A 21,881-nucleotide genomic window follows, 5' to 3' on the forward strand; every position below is an offset into this window, starting at 1 on the left:
AGCCACCACATTGGCTTTGTGTTTGGCTTTTAAGCTTTGGCGGCGGCCAGAATCAGCGCTTTCATCTCCGAAACAGCCGACTTGAACCCGACGAACAACGCATGAGCCACCAGCGCGTGACCGATGTTCAGTTCGTTGATGCCCTTGATCGCGGCCACTGCTTCAACGTTGTGATAGTGCAGACCGTGACCGGCATTGACGATCAAACCCTGAGCCAGACCAAACGCCACGCCATCCGCCACACGCTTGAGCTCTTCAGCCACATCGGTCGGCGTCTCGGCATCGGCATAACGACCGGTATGCAGCTCAATAGCCGGCGCACCAACACGACGGGACGCTTCGATCTGCCGCTCGTCAGCGTCGATGAACAGCGACACTTCACAGCCGATTTTCGCCAGGCGATCCACCGCCGCCTTGATCCGCGCTTCCTGCCCTGCCACGTCCAGACCACCTTCGGTCGTCAGCTCCTGACGGGTTTCCGGTACCAGGCAAATGTGCGCCGGACGAATGCGTTCGGCGAACGCCATCATCTCTTCGGTGACGCCCATTTCGAAGTTCATGCGGGTTTGCAGCACATCCTTGAGCAGCAACACATCGCGCTCCTGAATGTGCCGACGGTCTTCGCGCAGGTGCACGGTAATGCCGTCAGCGCCCGCCTCTTCCGCGTCCAGTGCTGCCTTGACCGGATCCGGATAGCGCGTGCCCCGGGCCTGACGCAGGGTGGCAACATGATCGATGTTCACGCCAAGAAGAATGCGATTGCTGGTGGTCACGGAAGCGCTCCTGAAAATGGAAAAGTTCGGCGCACAGCATACACGGGGAGATAGGGTCTGTTGATGTTTGGCAGCGGCCGCGACGGATGACCACTTGGTGCAGGGCAAGGCGCGAGGAACGTAGTTTGGTTGTTCCAAATAAGTTCCGAGCAACGCAGCCCTGCGCCAAGTGGGCGCCCGGCGCGGCCGCTGCCAAGCATCAACAGACCCTATGGCTTGCGAAACAACTCGCGACTCACCAAGGGACGACCGCCCAGATGAACGGCCAGTGCCTGGCGCATCAAGCGCTTGGCTGCCGATAGCGCGCCAGGGGCAGACCAATCTGCATCAGCCATGGCCAACAGTTCGGTGCCGTTGAACAGACCGGGTTGCAGCAGGTAGACCCGTTCGAGCCCCGCATCCACTTGCAGACGGTAGAGACCGTCCGGCGCGATGGGCTCGCCATGGATGTCGGTGGTCAAGGCGAAGCCGTAACCGAGATCATCGAGCAGCCGCCACTCGAAGGAACGCAACAACGGTTCCAGCGGACGACCTTCGGCAAGCGCAAGCAGGGTCGCAGCGTAGTGGTCAAACACAGCGGGATGCGGGTCTTCGGACGGCAACAGCCGAATCAACAGCTCATTGAGGTAGAGACCGCTGAACAACGCCTCACCATTGAGCCAGGTGGAGACGCCAGCGCTTTCCATGCGGCCGACGTTCTTCAATTCACCACGCCCACGGAACTCGACCTCCAGCGGCACGAATGGCCGCGCCAGCGTTCCGGCCTTGCCCCGAGCACTGCGCAACACCGCCCGCAGCCGACCTTGCGGCGTAAGGAAATCCACCAGCGCGCTGTTTTCGCGGTAGGCGCGACTGTGGAGCACGAAAGCGGGTTGGCCGGGGGGTGGAGTTTGGGACATGGGCGTCAGAGTTCTCAATGAACGAGCACAGCTTTATAAACTACCCAAAACCAATGTGGGAGCGAGCTTGCTCGCGATTGCGGTCTGTCAGTCAACATGGATGTTGAATTTCAGGCCCTCATCGCGAGCAAGCTCGCTCCCACAGGTTTCTCTGGTGTATCTGGAACCGGGGGTTACAGGTCGCCGTAACCCAGCGAACGCAAGGCGCGCTCGTCGTCGGACCAGCCGCCTTTCACCTTGACCCAGAGGTTGAGCATGATCTTGGAATCGAACAGCAATTCCATGTCCTTGCGCGCCTCGGTGCCGATGCGTTTGATCCGCTCGCCCTTGTCGCCAATGATGATTTTCTTCTGGCCGTCGCGCTCGACGAGGATCAAGGCATGGATGTGCAGGGTTTTGCCCTGCTGCTTGAACTCTTCGATTTCGACGGTGATCTGGTACGGCAGCTCGGCGCCCATCTGGCGCATGATTTTCTCGCGTACCAGTTCAGCGGCGAGGAAGCGGCTGCTGCGGTCGGTGATCTGGTCTTCCGGGAAGAAGTGATCGTTTTCCGGCAGGTAACCGGCAATCACGCGCTCCAGCGTTTCGAGGTTATGCCCGTGCTGGGCCGAGATCGGCATGATCTGCGCGTTCGGCAACTGTTCCTGCAACCAGGTCAGGTGCGGCATCAGCTCGGCTTTATCTTCGATGCGGTCAGTCTTGTTCAGCGCCACGATCAGCGGGCCGGTCACGTATTGAACGCGCTCGAGGACCATCTGGTCTTCGTCGGTCCACTTGGTGCGGTCAACCACGAAGATCACCACGTCGACGTCTTTCAACGCCGCCGAAGCGGTCTTGTTCATGTAGCGGTTCAGGGCTTTCTCGCCACCTTTGTGCATGCCTGGGGTGTCGACGTAGATCGCCTGCACGGCGCCTTCGGTCTTGATACCCAGCATGTTGTGGCGGGTGGTCTGCGGTTTGCGCGAGGTGATCGCCAGTTTCTGACCCAGGATGTGGTTCAGCAGCGTGGACTTGCCCACGTTGGGACGGCCGACGATGGCAACATAGCCACAGCGAGTTGCAGTTGAATCAGTCATTGCCATTCTCCACACCCAGGGCAATCAGTGCTGCGGCGGCCGCTACCTGTTCGGCAATACGACGACTCACACCCTGACCTCGGCTTTTTTCATTCAGTAAGGTGATTTCACATTCGACGAAGAACGTCCGGCAATGTGGCTCACCCTGGATATCCACCACTTCGTAACGTGGCAGCTCACAACCACGCGACTGCAGGAATTCCTGCAGGCGGGTTTTTGGATCTTTGTTGGTGTCGACCAGCGTCAGGCCTTCGAACTCCCCGGCCAGCCAGGCCAACACACGCTCGCGCGCCATGTCCATGCCGGCATCCAGGTAGATCGCACCAATCAGCGCTTCAAGGGCATCGGCCAGAATCGACTCGCGACGGAAACCGCCGCTTTTCAATTCACCGGAACCCAGGCGCAGGTATTCGCCCAGATCGAAACCGCGAGCCAGTACGGCCAGGGTCTCGCCTTTCACCAGGCGTGCGCGCAAGCGCGACAACTGACCTTCGCGAGCCAGCGGGAAGCGATCGAACAGCGCCTCGCCAGCGACGAAGTTAAGGATGGCATCACCAAGGAATTCCAGGCGTTCGTTGTTACGCCCGGCAAAGCTGCGGTGAGTCAGGGCCAGGACCATCAGTTCCTGATCCTTGAAGGTGTAGCCGAGCTGACGCTCGAGACGGCTTAAGGAGACGCTCACGGTTTACCCACGCTGAGTTCGTGGTTGGATTCCACCGCCATCGCCGTGATGCGGCACAGGCTTGGGACAATTAACGCTGTGTTCAAAAATAACGTCCTGAATATCATTGTTTTCATGCTTCTGGTGCCGATTATGCCGGTTCCAGAAATGCATTCGGCGCTGTGTTCAACAGCGCCGTGTGTGATTACTTGATCAGGCCAACCCGCGAGAAATTCGGCAGGTGACTGAGTTTAGGTTCCGGCCAGCTCATCCAGACTGCGAAGGCCTTGCCGACGATATTCTTGTCGGGAACCATGCCCAGCAGATCCTTGGGAATGCTCGGATCATCCCAAAAGCGACTGTCGTTCGAGTTGTCGCGGTTGTCGCCCATCATGAAGTAGTGCCCGGCAGGCACGGTCCACGAGTGGTCCGGCGTTGCGCGGTAACGGCTCATTTCCTTGCGGATCAGGTGCTCGGCAACGCCGAGTTTTTCCTTGTAGAGCTCAGCGCTGCCCAACGTGCCCGGCTCGGAGCCGACCAGTTGTTCGGCAACCGACTCACCGTTGACGAACAGACGCTTGTCGGCGGTGTAACGAATCTGGTCACCCGGCAGGCCCACCACACGTTTAATGTAGTTGACGTTCGGATCGCTAGGGTAACGGAACACCATCACATCGCCGCGCTGTGGATCACCGACTTCGATGACTTTCTTGTCGATCACCGGCAAGCGGATCCCGTAAGAAAACTTGTTCACCAGAATGAAGTCGCCAACGTCCAGGGTCGGTTTCATCGAGCCGGAAGGAATCTGGAACGGTTCCACCAGGAACGAACGCAGTACCAGCACGATGAACAACACCGGGAAGAACGACTTGCCGTATTCGACCAGCAGCGGCTCTTTGTTCAGTTTCTCGACCACCACCCCATCAGGCTGGCTGACGCTGCCCTGATAGGAGGCAATGGCGGCACGCCGACGCGGCGCCAGGAAAACCAGATCGAGCAACGCCAACAGGCCGCAGACGAACACGGCGATGACCAGCAACAGCGGGAAATTTAGTGACATAGGACCTAACTATCCAACCTGAGCACTGCAAGGAAGGCTTCTTGTGGAATTTCCACGTTACCGACTTGCTTCATGCGTTTCTTACCGGCCTTTTGCTTTTCAAGCAGTTTCTTCTTACGGCTAACGTCACCGCCGTAGCATTTGGCCAATACGTTCTTTCTGAGCGCCTTGACAGAGGTCCGCGCAATAATCTGCCCGCCAATGGCGGCCTGGATCGCGACGTCGAACATCTGACGTGGAATCAGTTCTTTCATCTTCTCGGTCAACTGGCGACCTTTGTAATGCGCGTTATCCTTGTGCACGATCAACGCCAGGGCGTCGACCTTGTCACCATTGATCAGCACATCCAGTTTCACCAGATTAGCCGATTGATAACGATCGAAATGGTAATCCAGCGAAGCATAGCCACGGCTGGTGGATTTCAGACGGTCAAAGAAGTCCAGGACCACTTCGTTCATCGGCAAATCGTAGGTCACTTGAACCTGGGTACCGAGGAACAGCATGTCGTGCTGTACGCCACGCTTCTCGATGCACAGGGTAATGACGTTGCCCAGGTGCTCTTGCGGCACAAGAATATTGGCCCGCACGATCGGCTCGCGCATGTCTTCGATCGAGGACAGGTCTGGCAGCTTCGACGGGTTGTCGACGTAGATCGTTTCACCGGTTTTCAGCAGCAGCTCGAAAATTACCGTCGGCGCCGTGGTGATCAGGTCCAGGTCGTACTCGCGCTCCAGGCGCTCCTGGATGATTTCCATGTGCAGCATGCCGAGGAACCCGCAGCGGAAGCCGAAGCCCAGTGCGTCGGAGCTTTCCGGGGTGTATTGCAGGGACGAGTCGTTGAGCGTGAGCTTTTGCAGGGCCTCACGGAAGTCTTCGAAGTCGTCGGAGCTGACCGGGAACAGGCCGGCGTACACCTGCGGCTGAATGCGTTTGAAGCCTGGCAGCACGTCGACGTCCGGCGTGGAGCTCAAGGTCAGGGTGTCACCGACCGGTGCACCGTGAATGTCCTTGATACCGGCGATGATGAAGCCCACTTCGCCGGCCTTCAGGTCAACGGTGGCGGTGTGTTTCGGGTTGAAGACACCGACGCTGTCCACGAGGTGGATCTTGCCGGTGGACTTGACCAGGATCTTGTCGCCCTTCTTCACACGACCGTGACGCACGCGAACCAGGGAAACAACGCCCAGGTAGTTGTCGAACCAGGAGTCGATGATCAACGCTTGCAGCGGATCTTCATAGTTGCCGGTCGGCGCAGGAATGGTCTTGACCAGACGCTCCAGCACTTCGTCGACGCCCAGACCGGTCTTGGCACTGCACTCGACCGCGTCGGTGGCATCGATGCCGATGATTTTTTCGATTTCTTCTTTCACGCGGTCCGGATCGGCCTGAGGCAGGTCGATCTTGTTCAGGACCGGCATCACTTCCAGGCCCTGCTCAATCGCGGTGTAGCAGTTGGCTACCGACTGCGCTTCAACGCCCTGACCGGCATCGACCACCAGCAAGGCACCTTCACAGGCCGCCAGCGACCGGCTGACTTCGTAGGTGAAGTCAACGTGGCCCGGGGTGTCAATGAAGTTCAGCTGGTACTTGATGCCATCGCGAGCGGTGTAATACAGGGTGACGCTGTGGGCCTTGATGGTGATCCCGCGTTCACGTTCCAGGTCCATGGAGTCCAGAACCTGGGCTTCCATTTCGCGCTCGGCAAGGCCGCCACACATCTGGATGAAGCGATCGGCCAGCGTCGACTTGCCATGGTCAATGTGGGCGATGATGGAGAAATTGCGGATATGACTCAAATCACTCACGGATCAACACTCAAAAAGGCTGCAGGCATAGCCCGCCGAAAAATAGCCGGGAATTGTACCTGATCCACGGCGCAAGCGTCACGTTCGCAGGTCAGACGGCGCCTACAAAAACGCCCCAGTCTTGCGACAGGGGCGTTTTGAGTGACCTGCAAGGTCAGGAGAAACCCTTGATCAACCGGCCCGGCGCAACAACCAGACCCCGGCCAAGGCACAAACACCCGCCGGCACAAGCACCGCAAACAGCGGCGAGAAACCGAAGACAAGGCTCGAAGGGCCGAGCAAATCCTGAACGATACGGAAGGTGAAGCCCACCAACACGCCAGTGAACACCCGCTGACCGAGGGTCACCGAGCGCAACGGACCGAAGATGAAGGAAATCGCCATCAGCACCAGCGCGGCGGTGACCAGCGGTTGCAACACCTTGACCCAAAATGCCAACCAGTAACGACCATTGCTCAAGCCCTGGTCGGCCAGGTAGTGGATGTAGCCCCACAGACCGCTGATCGACAGCGAATCGGGCGACATCACCACGGTATCCAGCAGTTGCGGGCTCAGCGCCACGTTCCAGCGCTCGACCGGAGCGGTCACCACTTCGGTGCTCTTGTCATGGAATAACGTGGTCGTGACATCGCTGAGCTGCCAGTGATCCTTGTCGAATTCGGCGCGCTTGGCGAAGCTCGAGGACAGCATGTGGCGCTGATCGTCGAAGCGATAACGGGTCACGCCATACAGCAAACCGTTTGGCTGCACGGAGTTGACGTGAATGAACTCATCCCCCTGACGGTGCCACAGGCCATGCTTGGCGCTTTGCGCGTCGCCGCTGCCCTGGGCCAGGGAGCGATTGGCCTGAGCGGTGACTTCGGTGGCCGGCGCAACGTATTCGCCGATCAGCACACCTACCACCATAAGAACCAGCATCGGTTTCATGACCGCCCAGACGATGCGCCCGATCGACACACCCGCAGCGCGCATGATGGTCAGCTCGCTGTGACTGGCCAGACTGCCGAGGCCGATCAGGCAGCCGATCAACGCCGCCATCGGCAACATGTCGTAAAGACGACGCGGCGCGGTCAGCAGGACATAACTCAACACGTCGAGCAGGGTGTAGGTATCGCTGACCTCACTCATTTCATCGATGAACGCGAACAGCGTCGCCAGACCGAGAATGATCCCCAGTACCGCCAGAATTGCCACGAACACGCTGCTACCAATGTAGCGATCGAGCTTATCCACGAGCCATCTCCAGCGCGCTGCGGCGACTCGCCAATTTCAATTGCATTGCCTCCCAATAGAGCAAGCCCAGGCCAATCGCCAGGAAGATCGCGTGAACCCACCACAACCCCAGAACAGCCGGTATCTTGCCTTTTTCAAGGGCGCCACGAGCGGCAATCAGAATACTCAGGTAAGCCATATAAAGAAGAATCGCCGGCAGCAGCTTGAGGAAACGGCCCTGACGCGGATTGACCCGCGACAGCGGCACCGCCATCAGGGTCACGATGAAGACCAGCAATGGCAGGGATAGACGCCATTGCAGCTCGGTGCGGGAGCGAATGTCATCGCTGGCGATCAGGGTACTGGTGGCCATCGCGTCACGGTCGGTCACTTCATCGCTGACGTCCGGCTTGGGCAGCAATACGCCGTACTCGTCGTACTTGATCGCCCGGTAATCAGCCTGTCCCGGATTGCCGTCATAGCGATAGCCGTTGTCGAGAATCAGGTAACGGTTACCGTCGGGGCGAATTTCCTGACGGCCCTTCTCGGCCACCAGCACGGAAATCCCGCGATCCTTGTTATCGGAATTGACGTTCTTCTGCGAAATGAACACGCCGCCAAGGTTGATGCGGTCGTCCGACAGCGTTTCGGTGTAGGTCACCCGTGTCCCGTCGCGCAGCGCCTGGAAACGACCCGGCTCGAGGGTGTCGAACTCGGTCAGGGCATCCTGCTTGTTCAGCAGCAACTGGAATTGATTGGCGCCTTGTGGCGCCAGGCTCAGGCTCAGCCATGCCACCACCAGTGCAACCAGGGTGGCTGGAAAAAGGGTCATGACAAACAGGCGCTGCTGGCTCATGCCGGTGGCCGACAGCACGGTCATTTCGCTTTCGAGGTACAGGCGACCGTAGGCCAGCAGGATCCCGAGAAACAGGCCCAACGGCAGAATCAGTTGCAGGAAGCCCGGCAGACGGAAACCCATGATCAGGAATAGCGAGCCCGGATCCAGGAGACCAGAGGCCGCCTGGGCGAGGTATTTGATGAAGCGACCGCTCATGATGATGACCAACAGCACGGCGCTGACGGCGCTCAAGGTCAACAGGACTTCGCGGGATAGATAACGGAAGACGATCAAACCAGACACTCCAGGGTTGTCAGGCTAAGGCGGCCAAACAAGCAAACGTATCAGACAGCCCGCAGGGCAGAGCCGCCGAAAAAGATGGCGCATTATCCTGTGATTGGGTGCGCCTGTCACTGCGCATGCTCAAGCAGGCGGGTAATGCGCTGAAGATCGTACAACCGAGGGTTGTCAGGCTCGGGGCACGAGGTTCAAACTGCGGCCTTTGTCGCGGGCCGTGACCTGCGTCTTTCTATTTATAAGCAAGTTCGAACGCATGCCGTCGAACACTTGCGTGTTGACCATTAATTCAGGGACCCGGACATGGAACTGGTTGTAAAAAGCGTTAGCCCAGAAACGTTGAAAACCGCCACTCTGGTGGTCGCCGTCGGCGAAGGCCGCAAGCTCGGCGCCGTTGCCAAACAACTCGACGAACTGAGCGGTGGCGCCATCAGCGCTGTGCTCAAGCGCGGCGACCTGGCTGGCAAAGTCGGTCAGAGCCTGTTGCTGCACAGCCTGCCGAACCTCAAGGCCGAACGCGTGCTGCTGGTCGGCGTAGGCAAGGACGAAGAGCTGGGCGACCGCCCGTTCCGCAAAATCATCGCCGGCATCCTCAATACCCTTAAAGGCCTGGGCGGCAGCGACGCGGTACTGGCCCTGGACGAAGTCGTGGTCAAAGGCCGTGACAGCTACGGCAAAACCCGCCTGCTGGCCGAAACCCTGGTGGACGGCGAATACACGTTCGACCAGTTCAAAAGCCAGAAAGCCGAACCTCGCGCCCTGAAGAAAGTCACTTTGGTGACCATCAAGGCTGCCCAGGCTGAAGTCGAGCGCGCCGTGGCCCACGCCACCGCCATCGCCAACGGCATGGCGTTCACCCGAGACCTGGGCAACCTGCCGCCGAACATCTGCCACCCGACGTTCCTCGGTGAGCAAGCGAAGAACCTGGGCAAAGAATTCAAGAGCCTGAAAGTCGAAGTCCTTGATGAGAAGAAGATCAAGGACCTGGGCATGGGCTCGTTCTACGCCGTCGGCCAGGGCAGCGCCCAGCCACCGCGCCTGATCGTCATGCAATACAACGGCGGCAAGAAATCCGAGAAGCCGTATGCACTGGTCGGCAAAGGCATCACCTTTGACACGGGTGGCATCAGCCTGAAACCGGGCGCCGGCATGGATGAAATGAAGTACGACATGGGCGGCGCTGCCAGCGTATTCGGCACCCTGCGTGCCGTGCTCGAACTGAAACTGCCGATCAACCTGGTGTGCATCCTGGCCTGCGCCGAGAACATGCCGAGCGGCAACGCTTCGCGTCCCGGCGACATCGTCACCACCATGAGCGGCCAGACCGTGGAAATCCTCAACACCGACGCCGAAGGCCGCCTGGTGCTGTGCGACGCCCTGACCTACTCCGAGCGCTTCAAGCCGCAAGCGGTGATCGACATCGCCACCCTGACCGGTGCTTGCGTCGTTGCACTGGGTTCCCACACGTCGGGCCTGCTGGGCAACAACGACGAGCTGATCGGCCAACTGCTGAGCGCCGGCCAATCGGCTGACGATCGCGCCTGGCAACTGCCGCTGTTCGATGAGTACCAGGAACAGCTGGACAGCCCGTTCGCCGACATCGCCAACATTGGCGGCCCGAAAGCCGGCACCATCACCGCTGCCTGCTTCCTGTCGCGCTTCACCAAGAACCTCAACTGGGCGCACCTGGACATCGCCGGCACGGCCTGGACCAGTGGCGGCAAGGACAAGGGCGCCACTGGCCGTCCGGTTCCATTGCTGACCCAATACCTGCTGGACCGCGCCAAAGCCTGAAACCGATGACCCTGGGCGGCGTTACCTGCGGGTGACGCCGCCCTTGGCTCAGGAACCGCAATGACCAAAGTCGACTTCTATATCCTGCCCAGCGCCGATCCTTCAGCGCGGCTGGACTTTGCCTGCAAGCTCACCGAAAAAGCCTGGCGCATGGGCCACCGCATCTATCTGCATTGCAGCGATGCCGCCCAACGCGACGATCTCGATGCGCGCCTGTGGGCCTTCAAGGGCGAAAGCTTTGTGCCTCACGACCCCGCTGAAAATGAGCCGGACGGTTTGATTGTGTTGGGCTTTGGCGATGACTGCGGCCCGCATCAGGACCTGTTGGTCAATCTCGCCTTGAAAGTCCCGGCATTCGCCAACAAGTTCGCCCGCGTGGCGGAAGTGGTGGTGGAAGATCCGACGATTCGTACGGCTGCGCGGGAGAGTTTCCGTTTCTACCGCGAACAGGGCTATCCTCTGCAAGATCACCGTTTACAGCGACTCTGAGCATTCCGATGGACACTCCAAAACCGCAGCAAAAGTCCGCGCATCTGCTGGATGACCTTGAGTCGATCCGCCAACTGCTCGGCGATGACAACCTGCAACCGCCCTTGCTCACCGACACGGTCGAGGAAGGTGATCAGGAACAGATTCCGATGCTGTTCGATACAGTCGGCGCCAGCCCACCAATTCTCGAACCGGCGCCACCCGCTCCTGCTGCCCCAGCCGCCCAACCGGCACCCGCCGCCAGCAAAGGCCCCGACGACCTGCTGCACCTGGATGGCGAACTGCGCGCCGCCGCGCAATTGATCATGCAAGACGTGATCGACGACTTCGCCCCGCACATCGAAACCGAAATCAAACGCCGCCTCAGCGCGCGGATGGAACGGTTGTTGAGCCAGTACGAATAAACACCACCCCCCTGTGGGAGCGAGCCTGCTCGCGCTAGCATCAACTCGGTTTCCTGATAGACCGCGGTGCCTGCATCGCGAGCAGGCTCGCTCCCACATTGGTTCTCTGCTGTTGCTGATGGTCAGGTTCCTCCCGCGTTCAACTCGCCCTACGCCCCATGCCCCGCTATACTTGCCGGCTTTTCCTGAATAAATGCCAATAGGGTCCCGCCGCGCATGGATAAGACCTACCAGCCGCACGCCATTGAAACTTCCTGGTACAACACCTGGGAGTCAGAGAATTACTTCGCCCCGCAAGGCGCGGGCGAGTCCTACACCATCATGATCCCGCCGCCGAACGTCACCGGCAGCCTGCACATGGGTCACGGCTTCAACAACGCGATCATGGACGCCCTGATCCGTTTCCGCCGCATGCAGGGTCGTAACACCCTGTGGCAGCCGGGTACCGACCACGCCGGTATCGCCACGCAAATGCTGGTGGAGCGTCAACTCGAAGCTCAGGGCCAGAGTCGTCACGACCTGGGCCGTGAGAAATTCCTCGAGAAAGTCTGGGAATGGAAGGATCAGTCCGGCGGCAACATCAGCCGTCAAATCCGCCGTCTCGGCTCTTCCGTGGACTGGGGCCGCGAGCGCTTCACCATGGACGACGGCCTCTCGGAAGCCGTTAAAGAAGCCTTTGTGCGCCTGCACGAAGACGGCCTGATCTACCGCGGCAAGCGCCTGGTCAACTGGGACACCAAGTTGCACACGGCGATTTCCGACCTCGAAGTGGAAAACCACGACGAGAAAGGTTTCCTGTGGAACCTGAAATACCCGCTGGCCGACGGCGCCAAGACCGCTGAAGGCAACGATTACCTGATCGTCGCGACCACTCGCCCGGAAACCATGCTTGGCGACGCCGCCGTAGCGGTTAACCCGAACGATGAACGCTACCAAGCCCTGATCGGCAAATTCGTCGAGCTGCCGCTGGTCGGCCGCCGCATTCCGATCATCGCCGACGATTATTGCGATCCTGAATTCGGTACCGGCTGCGTGAAAATCACCCCGGCCCACGATTTCAACGACTACGAAGTCGGCAAGCGCCACAACCTGCCGCTGCTGAACATCTTCGACAAGAACGCTGCTGTATTGCCGGCCTGCCAGGTGTTCAACCTCGACGGCACGCTGAACGAAAGCATCGACGGCAAGATCCCGGGCGAATACGCCGGCCTCGACCGCTTCGAAGCGCGCAAGCAGATCGTTGCTGCATTCGATACTGCCGGCCTGTTGGTCAGCGTCAACGACCACGCGCTGAAAGTGCCGAAAGGCGACCGCTCCGGCACCATCATCGAGCCGTGGCTGACCGACCAGTGGTACGTGTCGACCAAGCCATTGGCCGAGCCAGCTATCGCTGCTGTTGAAGACGGCCGCATCGCGTTCGTGCCGAAACAGTACGAAAACATGTACTTCTCGTGGATGCGCGACATCCAGGACTGGTGCATCAGCCGTCAGCTGTGGTGGGGCCACCGGATTCCGGCCTGGTACGACGAGTCGGGCAAAGTCTATGTCGGTCGCGACGAAGCCGAAGTACGTGCCAAGCACAACCTCGGCCCGGACGTGGCGCTGCAACAGGACAACGACGTTCTCGACACCTGGTTCAGCTCGGGTCTGTGGACGTTCTCGACGCTCGGCTGGCCTGAGCAGACCGAATTCCTGAAGAAATTCCATTCCACCGACGTGCTGGTGACCGGTTTCGACATCATTTTCTTCTGGGTTGCCCGGATGATCATGCTCACCATGCACTTGGTGAAGAACGAAGACGGCACGCCGCAGGTTCCGTTCAAGACCGTTTACGTTCACGGTCTGGTGCGTGATGGCCAGGGCCAGAAGATGTCCAAGTCCAAGGGCAACGTCCTGGACCCGCTGGACATCATCGACGGCATCGAGCTCGAAGACCTGGTGCAGAAACGCACCTCGGGCATGATGCAGCCGAAACTGGCGAAGAAGATCGAGAAGCAGACCCGCGACGAGTTCGCCGACGGCATCGCCAGCTACGGCACCGACGCCCTGCGTTTCACCTTCTGCTCGCTGGCGTCCACCGGTCGCGACATCAAGTTCGACATGGGCCGCGTCGAGGGCTACCGCAACTTCTGCAACAAGATCTGGAACGCCGCGCGCTACGTGCTGGACAAGGGCGAAGATTGCGGTCAGAACGGCGAGGCTTACGAGCTGTCGCTGGCGGACCGCTGGATCATTTCGCAGCTGCAACGCACCGAAGCTGAAGTGACCCGTCAGCTCGACCAGTTCCGTTTCGACCTGGCCGCACAAGCCTTGTACGAGTTCATCTGGAACCAGTATTGCGACTGGTACCTCGAACTCTCCAAGCCTGTGCTGTGGGACGAAAACGCGCCGGTCGAACGTCAGCGTGGCACCCGCCGCACGCTGGTTCGGGTATTGGAAGTCGCGTTGCGTCTGGCGCATCCGTTCATGCCGTTCATCACCGAAGAAATCTGGCAGCGCATCGCGCCGCTGGCCGGTATCGAAGGCAAGACGATCATGCTGCAACCGTGGCCAGTGGCCGTTGAAGCACGCATCGACCAGGCTGCCGAAGATGACATCGAGTGGCTGAAGACACTGATGCTCGGCACGCGCAACATCCGCGCCGAGATGAACATCGGTCCAGGCAAGCCGCTGAACCTGTTCCTGAAAAACGTCAGCGCTGAAGATCAGCGTCGTCTCACCGAGAACGAAGCCCTGCTGAAGAAGCTGGCTCGCCTCGAATCGATCACTGTGTTGGCTGCCGGCGAAGAAGCACCGCTGTCCGCCACTGCACTGGTGGGCGAGATGGAAGTGCTGGTGCCGATGGCCGGGCTGATCGACAAAGACGCCGAACTGGCGCGTCTGGACAAGGAAATCCTGCGTCTGCAAGGCGAAGTTCAGCGCGTGGGCGGCAAGCTGTCTAACGCCGGTTTCGTCGACAAGGCTCCGGCCGAAGTCATCGAGAAGGAACGCGCCAAACTGGCTGAAGCTGAACAGGCTTTGGGCAAGTTGGCCGAGCAGCATGCGCGGATTGCCAGCCTGTAACGGCAAATCGCAATGAAAAAGGGAGGCCCGAAACGGCCTCCCTTTTTTGTGCCCATCACTTTCCCCCTACACCACAAATCCCTTGTGGGAGCGAGCCTGCTCGCGATGAGGCCATTACATTCAACATTGATGTCGCCTGTTTCGCCGCCATCGCGAGCAGGCTCGCTCCCACAGGGGGATTGTGCTGTTTGTCACAATTGGGTTCGCAGCGGCTGGATGTGGGACAATACCCGCCACTTTTAGCCATACCCGAATCGACAACGCCCATGAACGCCCCCCGCACACCAAGACCTGCGCGCAAAAAGCCTGATTCCGCCACCCCGGCCAAAGCCGTGGAACCGCGTGAAAAGGCCAGCCTGCATCCGCGCAACCGCCATCAGGGTCGTTACGACTTCCCGGCGCTGATCAAAACCACGCCGGAACTGGCGAAGTTCGTGATCATCAATCCGTACGGCAAGGAAAGCATCGACTTCGCCAGCCCGGACGCTGTGCGGGTGTTCAACCGGGCGTTGCTCAAGTCGTTCTACGGCGTCGCCCATTGGGACATCCCGGCCGATTACCTCTGCCCTCCGGTTCCGGGCCGTGCCGATTACGTGCACTTCCTGGCCGACCTGCTGGCCAGCGTCAACGACGGCGAGATCCCGCGCGGCGCACCGGTCAAGGTGCTGGATATCGGCATGGGCGCCAACTGCGTCTATCCGTTGATCGGCTACAGCGACTACCGCTGGCACTTCCTCGGCTCGGAAATCGACCCGACGGCCGTGGCCGCTGCCAAAGCCATCGTGCAGTCCAACGGACTGAACAAAGCCATCCAGTTGCGCCAACAAAGCAATCCCAAGCACATTCTGCTGGGCCTGCTCGAACCCGGCGAACTCTTTGACCTGACCATGTGCAACCCGCCGTTTCACGCCTCGATGGACGAAGCGACCAAGGGCAGCGAGCGTAAATGGCGCGCCCTGGGCCGTGCCGATCCAAAACGCAAACTGCCAGTGCTGAACTTTGGCGGTCAATCGGCAGAATTGTGGTGTGAAGGTGGCGAAGCACGATTTGTGACGCAACTGATCGCCGAGAGCGCGCATTTCCAACACAAAGTGCTTTGGTTCAGCACCCTGGTCTCGAAAGCCTCCAACCTGCCGGCGATTCAGACGGCGCTGAAAAAGGCCGGCGTACTGGAAAGCCAGGTTGTGGAAATGTCTCAGGGCCAGAAGCAAAGCCGCTTCGTCGCCTGGACCTTCCAGACCAAATCCGAGCAGCAGGTCTGGCGCGAACGTTGGGCTCGCAAAAGCTGATTAGTCACTGAAACAGCGACTGGCCCTCGGTCAGTCGCTGAATCGCAGGCACAAAAAAGCCGTGCCCGGATCACTCCGGAGCACGGCTTTTTTTTACTGCGTCTTACTTGTTAACAGCGTCGGTCAGGCCTTTGGCCACAACCAGCTTGATAACTTTCTTGGCAGCGATTTCGATGGCAGCGCCAGTCGAAGGGTTGCGGCCGGTACGGGCAGGACGCTCAGTCACTTTCAGCTTGCCGATACCTGGCAGGGTGATTTCGCCGCCGTTTTCCAGCTGATCGGCAACGATTTGGCCCAGTTGGTCCAGAGCGTTACGCGCGGTGGTTTTTGGCGCGTCGATAGCTTCAGCGATGTCGGCGATCAGTTGGTCTTTAGTAAGAGCCATGTAATGTTCCTTCCCTATCAAATTCATATGGATTGCAGAGTGCAGTGTCAGCCATCGAGCCCGATCTTCTGGATCTGGCACCCTCGGCCATAACCACGACGAGTCGGGGTTATAGATACCGAAATCAGGGTTTGGTTCGACCTGACAAATGCTGAATGCACGCTTAACGCAGTGACTTCGCGTAAGACCGGGCAAAACTAGCACAGAGACGGGGAAATATCCGCCTCTAGCTACCCATTTGGTCAGCTTTATTGCTCTAAAACTGTAAAAAACAGCATAAGCGCCATCGGACACCTGCGAATTGCCCTTCGTGCCGCGCCAAAACCAGTGGTTGCGGTACACTTGGCACTTTTTGGGGGAGCACGCCCTCCTCTCTTCAATCAGCCGAGAAGCCCATGCCGATCCGTCATTGCATCGTCCACCTGATCGACAAAAAACCCGACGGCACACCTGCAGTTCTCCACGCTCGCGATTCTGAACTGGCCGAGTCGAGCGCCATCGAGTACATGCTTGCCGACCTCAATGAGAGCTACAACGCCAAACAAGGCAAGGCCTGGGGTTTCTTCCATGCCGAGTCCGGGGCGCATCCGTTCAGCGGCTGGCTGAAGGAATACCTCGATGGCGGCAAGGATTTCACAGCGTTCAGCCGGGTGGCGGTGGAACATCTGCAAAAGCTGATGGAAGAGTCGAACCTCTCTGTGGGCGGCCACGTGCTGTTTGCGCATTATCAGCAAGGCATGACCGACTACCTGGCGATCGCCCTGCTACACCACAGTGAAGGCGTTGCAGTGACCGATCAGCTGGACGTGACCCCGTCCCGGCACCTGGACCTGGGCCAACTGCACCTGGCAGCACGGATCAACGTGTCCGAGTGGCAGAACAACAAGCAGTCCAAGCAGTACATTTCGTTCATCAAAGGCAAGAACGGCAAAAAGGTTTCGGAGTATTTCCGCGACTTCATCGGCTGCCAGGAAGGCGTCGACGGCCCCGGCGAGACCCGCACCCTGCTCAAGGCCTTCAGCGACTTCGTCGAAAGCGAAGACCTGCCGGAAGAATCCGCCCGCGAGAAGACCAAGACCCTGGTGGATTACGCCAGCAGCCAGGCAAAACTGGGCGAACCCATGGGCCTGGAAGAACTCTCGGAGCTGATCGACGAAGAGCGCCCGAAAGCTTTCTACGATCACATCCGCAACAAGGACTACGGCCTGTCGCCGGAGATTCCGGCAGATAAACGTACCCTCAACCAGTTCCGCCGCTTCACCGGTCGCGCCGAAGGCCTGTCCATCAGCTTCGAAGCGCACCTGCTGGGCTCGAAGATCGAATACGACGAAGAAGCCGGCACGCTGATCATCAAAGGTCTGCCGACCCAACTCACCGATCAGCTCAAGCGACGTAACTGATGCTCGGCGGCGTACTGAAGAAGTTCCTGCTGATCCTGCTGGTGGTTGTGGTCTACCAGAACTGGGGCAAGATCGAGCGGGTGTTCCATCCGGCACAGGTGGTGTCCGAGCAGACTCAGGCCAAGGCCAACGTCGTGCTCTACACCACTGAATGGTGTGGCTACTGCAAACTGACCCGACGCTTTCTCGATCAGAAGGGCATTCCATACAAGGAGTTCGATATCGAGAAGGATGCCGAGGCGCGCAAGGCCTACGAAGCGCTGGGTGGACGCGGGATACCGCTGATCGATGTGAATGGGACGTTGATTCGCGGGTATGACCCGGATGAGATTCTCGCGGCACTGAAGTAACCAATGTGGGAGCGAGCCTGCTCGCGAATAGGGTGGGACATTCAATATCAATGTGAATGACACTCCGCTTTCGCGAGCAGGCTCGCTCCCACATTTTTGTACGTCAGTGTTTTTCGATGCGAAACCCGAACCGCGGAAAGTGCACATGCACCACGCCGCCACGCTCGTCTTCACGACGCAGAATCAATTCTTCACTGCCCGCAAACAACAACTCACCCACCACCGGGTCAACGCCATAATCGATGGCGGCAATGACCACCTGCTGGCCAACCTCAAAACCATTCGGCTCGTCGAATTGCTCATCCGGCAATGCGGCCGGTGTGGCATTGCGCGCAACCTCCAGCGCCTCCTCGGAGGTCATTTCGCTGAACGCGCCATGACCGAAGCCCAACACGCGACCCAACCACGCCGTGACCGCAGGATAAGCATCGACCAACGGTGACGTAACGGGCGTGGCTTTTAGAAACCACAACGGATGGGCCAGGGCGAAGTCGGCAATCGACGGCTCACCGAACAGGAAGTCGCCCTGTTCACGCTGAAGCTGTTGCTCCAGACGCGTCATGATGGTCGGCCATTGATGCCGAGCCTGCTCTGCCGACAACCGTGTGGCGCTGCCACCGCTGAACAACTCCGCGCGATCGGCAATGAACGCCTTGATCGCTTCCGGCGGCATATTGCCGAAGCGCACGGCGATCGATTCCGGTTGAAACACCAGGCTGACCGCGTGCTGGAACACCACCGAATCCGCCCATGCGGCGAACGTGGCGGTGGTCATTTCCTGACCTTCCGGGAAGAACGCCGGCAAGGCTTTTTCCTGTTCCAGACGACGGGCGATCAGCGACGTATCGCAATAGATATCCGCGCCAATCTGCAACACCGGCGTCTTGCGGTAGCCGCCGGTCAGCGCGGTCAGATCGGGTTTTGGCATCACCGGCGAGATCTTCACCGAGTGCCAGGACAGCCCCTTGAAGCCCAGCAGCAAGCGGGCCTTTTCGGCGAAAGGGGACGTCGGGTAATGATGCAAAATCAACTCGGACATGCTCGGCTCCGCCGCACGGATTGGGAATCCGCAGCTTAGCGCGCATTCCCTGAGCAGCCCAGCCATCTGCCTGATGGGCGCTTATCAGTCAGATTGATAAGCCCGCAGCGGCAGTCGCCACCAAGCATTCCTTGGCGCTTTTCTTGAGTTTTTTGATCAGCCGTTCCTGACGCAGCGCTTCGCTTTTATCGCGGCAGGCTTCGGTGTAGACCAGTGCCACGGCAGGGCTGGAGAGAAAAAATCGCGCACCCTTGCCGCTCTGGTGGGTGGCGAAGCGGCGCACGGGGTCGTCGCTGATCCCGCAGTAGAGCGAACCATTGGCCGCGCGAACAAGGTAGACGAACCAGGGTTTGCTGACAGGCAGCGTCGGTTCGGCGGCAATGACGGAAGATTCGCTGGCGATGTTCACGTGACGATCAAGGCTTGAAAGAAAACAAGCCGCGATCTTATCAGCGACTCGCCTGAAATGCCTTCAGCCCCTTCAAGGCTTGCGCGCGCACGGCGTTTCTCACCGCCGGCGTCCAGCCCAACAACAGCCCCTTGAAACCCAGCGCCTGTCGGGACCAGGCCCACAGATCGAAGCTGTCGTGATGCTCGCAAATCTTGCCGTCGCGAAAAACAAAACGCGCCTGAATGTCGTTGACCACGGTATTGCCGGTCTGGCTGAACAGGTACGTCGCCACCCAATGGGCGCCGCCCGTGCGCTCATCGCTGCGCACGTTATCGAACGTCAGGGAAAAATCCTTGGCTCGGGAGGTAAGCATCCGCCACATGTCGCCGGCCTCTTGGCCGCGCAGTTCGCCGAACGCCGGATCACTGAACACCACATCGTCGGTATAGCAGGCGCTCATGGCCTCGGCATCCAGGCGCTGGAAGGCTTGGTAGAACTGGGTGATCAATGCGTTGTGGGCATCACTCATGGACAGGCTCCCTGATGTGCAAAGTGGTTTCAAAGGATTGCCTGCACGATAGTCAACAAAGTCGCGAAACACTATCGGCATTCGTGAGCCGAATACCGACAGTGTGCGACTGTCAGACCCTTTCGCTTTCGACCTGGACGTACAGCGAACGTCCGGCGCAGAGACCAGCGATGATCGCCCCAAGGCCAATGATGCCGAAAATCCAGCCCAAGGCGTTCCAGCCGCCGGTCCAGTCATGCACGATGCCGACCGCGAACGGCCCCATGGACGCCAGGGTGTAACCGAAGCCTTGGGCCATGCTCGACAGGTTCGCCGCGACATGGGCGTCCCGCGAACGCAGCACGATCAGGGTCAACGCCAGACTGAACGTACCGCCCTGCCCCAGACCGAGCAGGATCGCCCAGCCCCACAAGCCTTCGAGCGGTGCGTAAAGACAACCGAACAGGCCGCCAAGGGTCAGCAGCATGACGATGACGATCGCCAGACGCTGATCCTTGCCACGCGTCGCCAGCCATGGCGCCGCCAGTGAACTCGCCAACTGAACGATGACCGAGCCTGACAGCACCAGACCCGCCTGGGTCGGTGTCAGGCCGCGACCGATCAGGATCGACGGCAACCAGCCGAACACGATGTAGGCCAGAGAAGATTGCAGGCCCATGTACAGCGTCACTTGCCAGGCCAGTGGATCACGCAACAGACCGCGAACCCGATACGCGACGTTGTGCGCGCCGTGTTTCTGGCCGACTTGTGGCAACCAGAAAATCGCCGCGACCAATGCCGGAACCACCCAGAAGCCGAGGCCCAAGGCCCAGCTCTTGTCGAAATGCTCGCTCAACGGCACGGTCGCGCCCGCGGCCATCGCCGCCCCAAGGCAGAGGGCCATGGTGTAGACGCCGGTCATGGTGCCCGCGTGTTTCGCGAAGTCGCGCTTAACGATGCCGGGCAGCAATACGCCGATTACGCCGATGCTCGCGCCGGCCAGCACACTGCCGGCAAACAGGCCGATCTCGCCGAACGAACTGCGCAGGATGATCCCGCCGGCCAACATCAAGAGAATGCCCAACACCACTCGCTCGGCGCCGAAACGTCGTGCCAGCACGGGCGCCAGCGGTGCAAACAAGCCGAGGCACAGCACCGGCAACGTCGTCAACAAACCAGCCTGGGCCGCCGACAAACCGAGGGTTTTCGAAACCTCACTGAGCATCGGCGCCATGCTCGACAGCGCCGGGCGCAGGTTCAGCGCCACCAGAATCAGACCCAGCAACAGCAGCCACGGGCGGCGCAGGATCGGGTGACTTTGCTGGACCTGTTCGTCATCCGCCTCGGCGTCGATCAGCAGCTCTTCGAGCTCCGCCGTGCGCTTGGCCTGGGGAATGCTGCTGTTGTTGACCTGCTGGCTGGGCATGGGGTTCTCGGTTTCAAGGTTCATTGATCAACTGCCTCGACAGGGCTTTGGCCCGTTCCGGGTCGCGTTGCTCGACGGCATCAAGCAGTGCGATATGAAGGTCGAACACCTCTTGGCGTCGAGGGGAAATGTTCAGGGTCTCGCGCAAATGCGCACCGACGACGCTGGAGAAATAGCGGTACAGCTCGCTGAGCGTCGGGTTATGCGCGGCGTCCACCAGTCGACGGTGGAACACCAGATCGCAGGCGATATAGGTGTCGAGATCGCCGTGGTAGTGACTGCCACTGACACCCAACGCCTCGCGCAATGCCACCAGGTCTTCGTCGGTACGACGCAACGCAGCGAGGCCGATGGCCTCGACTTCCAAAATGTGCCGAGTCTCCCGGGCTTGCTCGTGGGAGCAGCGGGACAACGCCTTCATGGTGTCGAGCGGATCGACCACCGCCCGCAGGTAACTGCCGTCGCCCTGACGAATTTCGATCAACCCGGAAAACGCCAGTACGCGCATGGCTTCACGCACGGTGTTGCGGCTGATGCCCAGCTCGGCGGACAGCTCAGGTTCGGTGGGCAGGCGTTGGCCGACGACCCAAACGCCTTCATTGATGCGCAGGCGGAGCTGGTCCAGCGCCTGATCGACCAAGGATCGTTTAACTAATGGAGAAATGTCTGACATGGAATTCGCCCTTTCATCCAATCATAGGATGAATTTTCTGACATGTTAG

The 21,881-nt window shown here is 59.6% G+C and carries 21 protein-coding genes; 7 read left to right on the top strand and 14 right to left on the bottom strand.

Features of this window, described 5'->3' with window-relative positions; translation table 11 throughout:
- Window positions 1-29: 29 nt before the first annotated feature.
- The 8 genes from pdxJ to lptF all read right to left on the bottom strand — a co-directional run bounded on the left by pdxJ (window position 30) and on the right by lptF (window position 8,618).
- The gene (gene pdxJ, locus AC3IUE_RS26730) at window positions 30-773 is read right to left on the bottom strand and encodes a pyridoxine 5'-phosphate synthase (protein WP_150654752.1); all 744 of its coding nucleotides are present in this window, start codon (window positions 771-773) and stop codon (window positions 30-32) included.
- A 209-nt stretch (window positions 774-982) separates the two neighbouring features.
- The gene (recO, locus tag AC3IUE_RS26735; RefSeq protein WP_489264250.1) at window positions 983-1,672 is read right to left on the bottom strand and encodes a DNA repair protein RecO; all 690 of its coding nucleotides are present in this window, start codon (window positions 1,670-1,672) and stop codon (window positions 983-985) included.
- A gap of 173 nt (window positions 1,673-1,845) precedes the next feature.
- Window positions 1,846-2,748 carry a GTPase Era gene (era, locus tag AC3IUE_RS26740; RefSeq protein ID WP_008151577.1) on the bottom strand — a complete coding sequence of 301 codons (903 nt, stop codon included), beginning with the start codon at window positions 2,746-2,748 and terminating at the stop codon, window positions 1,846-1,848.
- A complete protein-coding gene (gene rnc / locus AC3IUE_RS26745; protein WP_010463056.1) occupies window positions 2,741-3,430 on the bottom strand; it encodes a ribonuclease III in 690 nt (229 codons plus the stop codon). The genes era and rnc overlap by 8 nt, the downstream gene beginning before the upstream one ends.
- A 184-nt stretch (window positions 3,431-3,614) precedes the next feature.
- A complete protein-coding gene (gene lepB, locus AC3IUE_RS26750) occupies window positions 3,615-4,469 on the bottom strand; it encodes a signal peptidase I (protein ID WP_056743595.1) in 855 nt (284 codons plus the stop codon).
- 5 nt (window positions 4,470-4,474) lie between these two features.
- Window positions 4,475-6,274, bottom strand: a complete 1,800-nt coding sequence (lepA, locus tag AC3IUE_RS26755; RefSeq protein WP_008151572.1) for a translation elongation factor 4 — start codon at window positions 6,272-6,274, stop codon at window positions 4,475-4,477.
- Between the two features lie 171 nt (window positions 6,275-6,445).
- Window positions 6,446-7,507, bottom strand: coding sequence for an LPS export ABC transporter permease LptG (lptG, locus tag AC3IUE_RS26760; RefSeq protein WP_056743593.1), 1,062 nt, complete (start codon window positions 7,505-7,507; stop codon window positions 6,446-6,448).
- Window positions 7,500-8,618 (bottom strand): LPS export ABC transporter permease LptF, encoded by a 1,119-nt coding sequence (lptF, locus tag AC3IUE_RS26765; RefSeq protein WP_489264251.1) that lies wholly within the window; start codon window positions 8,616-8,618, stop codon window positions 7,500-7,502. The genes lptG and lptF overlap by 8 nt, the downstream gene beginning before the upstream one ends.
- A 306-nt stretch (window positions 8,619-8,924) precedes the next feature.
- On the opposite strand from lptF, the gene AC3IUE_RS26770 reads away from it, so the two are divergent.
- The 5 genes from AC3IUE_RS26770 to rlmF all read left to right on the top strand — a co-directional run bounded on the left by AC3IUE_RS26770 (window position 8,925) and on the right by rlmF (window position 15,660).
- Complete coding sequence (locus AC3IUE_RS26770; RefSeq protein WP_223429700.1) at window positions 8,925-10,415, top strand: leucyl aminopeptidase; 1,491 nt, start codon at window positions 8,925-8,927, stop codon at window positions 10,413-10,415.
- Window positions 10,416-10,475: 60 nt separating this feature from the next.
- A complete protein-coding gene (locus tag AC3IUE_RS26775; RefSeq protein ID WP_489264252.1) occupies window positions 10,476-10,904 on the top strand; it encodes a DNA polymerase III subunit chi in 429 nt (142 codons plus the stop codon).
- Window positions 10,905-10,912: 8 nt separating this feature from the next.
- A complete protein-coding gene (locus AC3IUE_RS26780) occupies window positions 10,913-11,308 on the top strand; it encodes a hypothetical protein (protein ID WP_056743585.1) in 396 nt (131 codons plus the stop codon).
- Between the two features lie 216 nt (window positions 11,309-11,524).
- Window positions 11,525-14,371: a valine--tRNA ligase gene (locus AC3IUE_RS26785; protein ID WP_056743583.1), complete on the top strand. Its 2,847-nt coding sequence runs from the start codon at window positions 11,525-11,527 to the stop codon at window positions 14,369-14,371.
- Window positions 14,372-14,637: 266 nt separating this feature from the next.
- On the top strand, window positions 14,638-15,660 hold the full coding sequence (gene rlmF, locus AC3IUE_RS26790; protein ID WP_489264253.1) for a 23S rRNA (adenine(1618)-N(6))-methyltransferase RlmF: 1,023 nt from the start codon (window positions 14,638-14,640) through the stop codon (window positions 15,658-15,660).
- A 103-nt stretch (window positions 15,661-15,763) separates the two neighbouring features.
- On the opposite strand, the gene AC3IUE_RS26795 is transcribed toward rlmF, so the two are convergent.
- Complete coding sequence (locus AC3IUE_RS26795; RefSeq protein WP_007905514.1) at window positions 15,764-16,045, bottom strand: HU family DNA-binding protein; 282 nt, start codon at window positions 16,043-16,045, stop codon at window positions 15,764-15,766.
- A 395-nt stretch (window positions 16,046-16,440) separates the two neighbouring features.
- On the opposite strand from AC3IUE_RS26795, the gene yejK reads away from it, so the two are divergent.
- Together yejK and AC3IUE_RS26805 are read left to right on the top strand one after the other, a co-directional pair.
- On the top strand, window positions 16,441-17,445 hold the full coding sequence (yejK, locus tag AC3IUE_RS26800; protein WP_008147593.1) for a nucleoid-associated protein YejK: 1,005 nt from the start codon (window positions 16,441-16,443) through the stop codon (window positions 17,443-17,445).
- Window positions 17,445-17,795: a glutaredoxin family protein gene (locus AC3IUE_RS26805; RefSeq protein WP_056743579.1), complete on the top strand. Its 351-nt coding sequence runs from the start codon at window positions 17,445-17,447 to the stop codon at window positions 17,793-17,795. Before yejK ends, AC3IUE_RS26805 begins: the two co-directional genes overlap by 1 nt.
- 103 nt (window positions 17,796-17,898) lie before the next feature.
- Here AC3IUE_RS26805 and AC3IUE_RS26810 read toward each other — a convergent pair whose 3' ends face one another.
- The 5 genes from AC3IUE_RS26810 to AC3IUE_RS26830 all read right to left on the bottom strand — a co-directional run bounded on the left by AC3IUE_RS26810 (window position 17,899) and on the right by AC3IUE_RS26830 (window position 21,832).
- Window positions 17,899-18,834, bottom strand: coding sequence for a glutathione S-transferase family protein (locus AC3IUE_RS26810; RefSeq protein ID WP_046048219.1), 936 nt, complete (start codon window positions 18,832-18,834; stop codon window positions 17,899-17,901).
- A gap of 88 nt (window positions 18,835-18,922) precedes the next feature.
- Complete coding sequence (locus AC3IUE_RS26815) at window positions 18,923-19,243, bottom strand: GIY-YIG nuclease family protein (protein ID WP_489264254.1); 321 nt, start codon at window positions 19,241-19,243, stop codon at window positions 18,923-18,925.
- Window positions 19,244-19,283: 40 nt separating this feature from the next.
- Complete coding sequence (locus AC3IUE_RS26820; RefSeq protein ID WP_046048221.1) at window positions 19,284-19,754, bottom strand: nuclear transport factor 2 family protein; 471 nt, start codon at window positions 19,752-19,754, stop codon at window positions 19,284-19,286.
- Window positions 19,755-19,866: 112 nt separating this feature from the next.
- Window positions 19,867-21,183 (bottom strand): CynX/NimT family MFS transporter, encoded by a 1,317-nt coding sequence (locus AC3IUE_RS26825; RefSeq protein WP_489264255.1) that lies wholly within the window; start codon window positions 21,181-21,183, stop codon window positions 19,867-19,869.
- Complete coding sequence (locus AC3IUE_RS26830) at window positions 21,173-21,832, bottom strand: FadR/GntR family transcriptional regulator (protein ID WP_489264256.1); 660 nt, start codon at window positions 21,830-21,832, stop codon at window positions 21,173-21,175. The genes AC3IUE_RS26825 and AC3IUE_RS26830 overlap by 11 nt, the downstream gene beginning before the upstream one ends.
- Between the last annotated feature and the right edge of the window lie 49 nt (window positions 21,833-21,881).

Source organism: Pseudomonas sp. GL_093 (assembly GCF_057837605.1).